The organism is Bradyrhizobium sp. P2_E8 (assembly GCF_056403875.1).
The window spans coordinates 1-3864 of the sequence record NZ_JBFUES010000748.1; the positions used below are offsets into that span (position 1 = coordinate 1).

At 64.3% G+C, this 3864-nt stretch carries 3 protein-coding genes; all 3 read left to right on the forward strand.

All coding sequences use genetic code 11. The features are described 5' to 3' along the window. Window positions 1-2 precede the first annotated feature (2 nt). Complete coding sequence (locus AC1D00_RS30985; RefSeq protein ID WP_477013272.1) at window positions 3-1553, forward strand: B12-binding domain-containing radical SAM protein; 1551 nt, start codon at window positions 3-5, stop codon at window positions 1551-1553. Window positions 1554-1559: 6 nt separating this feature from the next. Then, window positions 1560-2345, forward strand: a complete 786-nt coding sequence (gene eutC, locus AC1D00_RS30990; protein ID WP_477013273.1) for an ethanolamine ammonia-lyase subunit EutC — start codon at window positions 1560-1562, stop codon at window positions 2343-2345. Between the two features lie 205 nt (window positions 2346-2550). Next, the coding region (locus AC1D00_RS30995; protein WP_477013274.1) for an efflux RND transporter permease subunit at window positions 2551-3864 on the forward strand (1314 nt) is incomplete at its 3' end.

The window sequence follows — 3864 nt, forward strand, 5'->3', positions numbered from 1 at the left end:
TTCTGTGCGTGTTTCCGCGGTACACCTCGTCGTTCGGAACGTTCGAACACTCCTACCCGCTAACAGACGGCGTCCGCGCCTTCAAGCCGCCCCAGGGGCTTTTGCTGCTCGCGGCCTATCTGCCCAAGGAGTGGCAGGTCAAATTCGTCGATGAGAATCTCCGTCGCGCGACCAAGGAAGAGTTCGCGTGGGCGGAGGTGGTCTTCGTCAGCGGCATGCACATCCAGCGCCAGCAGATGAACGACATCTGCCGGCGCGCCCATGAATTCGATCTCCCGGTCGCGCTCGGCGGTCCCTCCGTCAGCGCCTGCCCGGACTACTACCCGTCGTTCGACTATCTGCATGTCGGCGAGCTCGGTGACGCCACCAACCAGCTGATCGAGATCTTGGCGCGCGACACGTCGCGTCCCGGGGCGCAGGTGGTGCTCACCACCAAGGACCGCGTGCCGATGACGGAATTTCCGATCCCGGCCTATGAGCTCGCCGACGTGAAGAAATACTTTCTCGGCAGCATCCAATATTCCAGCGGTTGCCCCTATCAGTGCGAGTTCTGCGATATCCCCGGTCTCTACGGTCGCAATCCGCGCCTCAAGTCGCCGGAGCAGATCATCGCGGAGCTCGACCGCCTGCGCGAATGCGGCATGACCGACACGGTCTATTTCGTCGACGATAATTTCATCGGCAACCGCAAGGCGGCGATGGACCTGCTGCCGCATCTGATCGAATGGCAGAAGCGGACCGGCTATGTGGTGCGGCTCGCCTGCGAGGCGACGCTCAACATCGCCAAGCGGCCAGAGATCCTTGAGAAGATGCGCGAGGCCTATTTCATCACCATCTTCTGCGGCATCGAGACGCCCGATCCCGACGCGCTGAAGGCGATGCACAAGGACCACAACATGATGGTCCCGATCCTCGAGGGCGTGCAAACGATCAACTCCTACGGCATGGAGGTGGTGTCCGGCATCATCATGGGGCTCGACACCGACAAGCCGAACACCTCGGAGGCGCTGCTGGCCTTCGTCGAGGAGTCCCGGATTCCGCTGCTCACCATCAACCTGCTCCAGGCGCTGCCGAAGACGCCGTTGTGGGACCGTCTGGAGCGCGAGGGACGCCTGATCGAAGACGACGGCCGCGATTCGAATGTCGACTTCCTGCTGCCCTATGACGATGTCGTCGCGTCCTGGAAGCACGCCATGGGCGTCGCCTACGAGCCCGAGAAGGTCTACGCGCGCTTCCAGTATCAATGCGACAACGTCTATGTGCACCGCCTGAAGATGCCGACGCCGGACGAGATGAAGACCTGGCCCAACATCCGGCGCGGTCTCGTCATGCTGCGCAACATCTTCTGGAAAGTGGGCGTGCTCGGCGACTACAAGCGCGTGTTCTGGAAGTTCGCGCTCGGGCGCATCAAGCGCGGCGACCTCGAAGGGCTGATCGGGTGCACCCTGATCGCGCACCATCTCATCACCTTTGCGCGCGCGGCCTCCAGCGGCAAGCAGAACGCCTCGAACTATTCGCTGCGGCTGCGCGAGGCCTCCGTTCCCGCCGAATGACGCGACATGTCTGATCCGGCCGTCCCGCGCCGCCCGACCCTCGATCTACGGTCGTTCACGCCCGCGCGCGTTGCGCTGGGCCGCAGCGGTGCGAGCGTTCCGACGCGGGCGTTGCTCGATTTCACGCTGGACCACGCCCGTGCCCGCGATGCCGTGCACGCGGTCCTCGATGTGCCGCATCTGGTCGCAGATCTCGACGCGCTCGGTCTCGCCGTCACCGAGGCGAGGAGCCAGGCGGTCGATCGCAGGGACTATCTGCGGCGGCCGGATCTGGGACGGCAGCTTGATGCCGGCTCGGTCGAGGCTCTGGCGCGAATCGCCTCAAGGCCATGCCAGCTTGCGATCGTGATCGGCGACGGCCTGTCGGCGGCGGCGGTCCACGCCCATGCGGTGGCGTTGGTGACGCGCCTGCTGCCGCTGCTCGCAGCCGACGCTGGTGTCGCGCTCGGCCATGTCGTCGTCGCCTCAGGCGCGCGCGTCGCGCTCGGCGACGAGATCGGCGCCATTCTCGGCGCGCGCATGGTCGTGACGCTGATCGGCGAGCGGCCCGGCCTGTCTGCGCCCGACAGTCTCGGTGCCTATCTGACCTTCGCGCCGAAGCCGGGCCGCACCGATGCCGAGCGGAATTGCGTATCGAACATCCACTACGCTGGGTTGAGCTATGACGAGGCCGCCTTTAAGATCGCCTGGCTCGTCCGCGAGGGGCTGGCAAGGGAGGTCACCGGCGTAGCGCTGAAAGACGAGAGCGCGGACCGGGCACCGCGTCGAATTGGCACGGCCTTGCCCGAATAACGGGCATTCCGGCAAAATCGCCACATCTTGATCGATTTGGCCACACTTCGCCTGCTTGCGAGGGAGGCTATGGACCTGCTAAACCCCTCGCGGCGATTTTCCGCGCATTTTCAAAGGGCAAGCCTCCCATTGGTATGGCGTTTTCAAGCCGTTCGCGGAGCGCAATAAGCTCACAGACCGAGCCGATTTAGGAACTGGATAAGGCATGCTCGAAAAGCACAGCGAGAGTGAGGTTCATGTCGACAAGGTCGAGCAGGGGCCTGCGTCCTCCATCGCCTTCGGGCTGGAGCGCATCGGGCTGATCGCCGTCCGGGCGCCGATCGTCTCCTGCGTGGTCCTCCTCATCCTGATCGTCGGCGCCGTATTCGGCATCCACCGGATCAAGATCGACGATTCGCTGTCGCAGCTGTTCCGCTCCGACACCCGCGAATTCCACCAGTACGAAGAGGTGACGAAGAAGTTTCCGGCCGAGGAGTTCGACGTCCTCGTGGTGGTCGAAGGCAAGAACCTGCTGGCCCGGAACAACCTCGAGAAGCTGCGCGACTTCATCACCGACATGCAGCTGGTTGAAGGCACGCGCGGGCTGGTCTCGCTGTTCTCGGCGCGCCAGGCGCCGGCGCCGGGCAAGCTGCCGGCGGCGCTGTTCCCGCCCGAGCTGCCCGAGGGCGCGGCCTATGACAAGTTCATCGAGACCGTCAAGAACAACGAGATCATCCGCGGCAAGCTGTTGTCGGAGGACGGCACGCTGGCCCTGGTCGTGCTGTCGCTCGATCCGGAGGTGGTTGCCTCCAGCAAGCTGACCAAGACCGTCGCCGACATCCGCGCGCTGATGAAGGAGGATCTCGGCGACACCGGGCTCAACGTGCAGCTCTCCGGCGTGCCGGTAATGCAGCTCGAGATCCGCAACGCGGTCGAGCGCGACGGGCTGACCTACAACATCCTCGRCATTCTCGCCGGCTGCGTCATCGCCATCATCTTCTTCCGCAAGATCTCGTTCATGATCGCGGCCGCGTTCCCGCCGATGATCGCGATCCTGCTGGCGCTCGGCGCGCTCGGCTGGGCCAACTTCAATCTCAACATGTTCCTGAACGTGATGACGCCGCTCATCATGGTCATCAGCTTCTCGGACTCGATGCAGCTGACCTTCGCCGCGCGCGACCGGTTGATCGCAGGCCAGGACAAGTTCACCGCGTTCAAGAACGCGGTGCTGGTGGTGGGGCCGGCCTGCGTGCTGACGCACGGCACCGCTGGCATTTCCTTCATCGCGCTCCAGTTCTCCAGCTCCGATCTGATCCGCAAATTCGGCGAGGCAGGGCTCGCCGCCACCATCATCGCGCTGGTCGCGGTGCTGTCGCTGGTGCCGGTGTTCGGCGTGCTGTTCGTGCGCAACGAGAAGGTCTTTGCGGTCAAGTTCCAGAGCGCGGATGCCGGCGTCCAGGCGCTGCGCAATTTCTGCTACTGGATCGCGGTGCGGATGGTCGGCCGGCCCGGCCTGTTCAGCCTGATCGCGGTGCTGTTC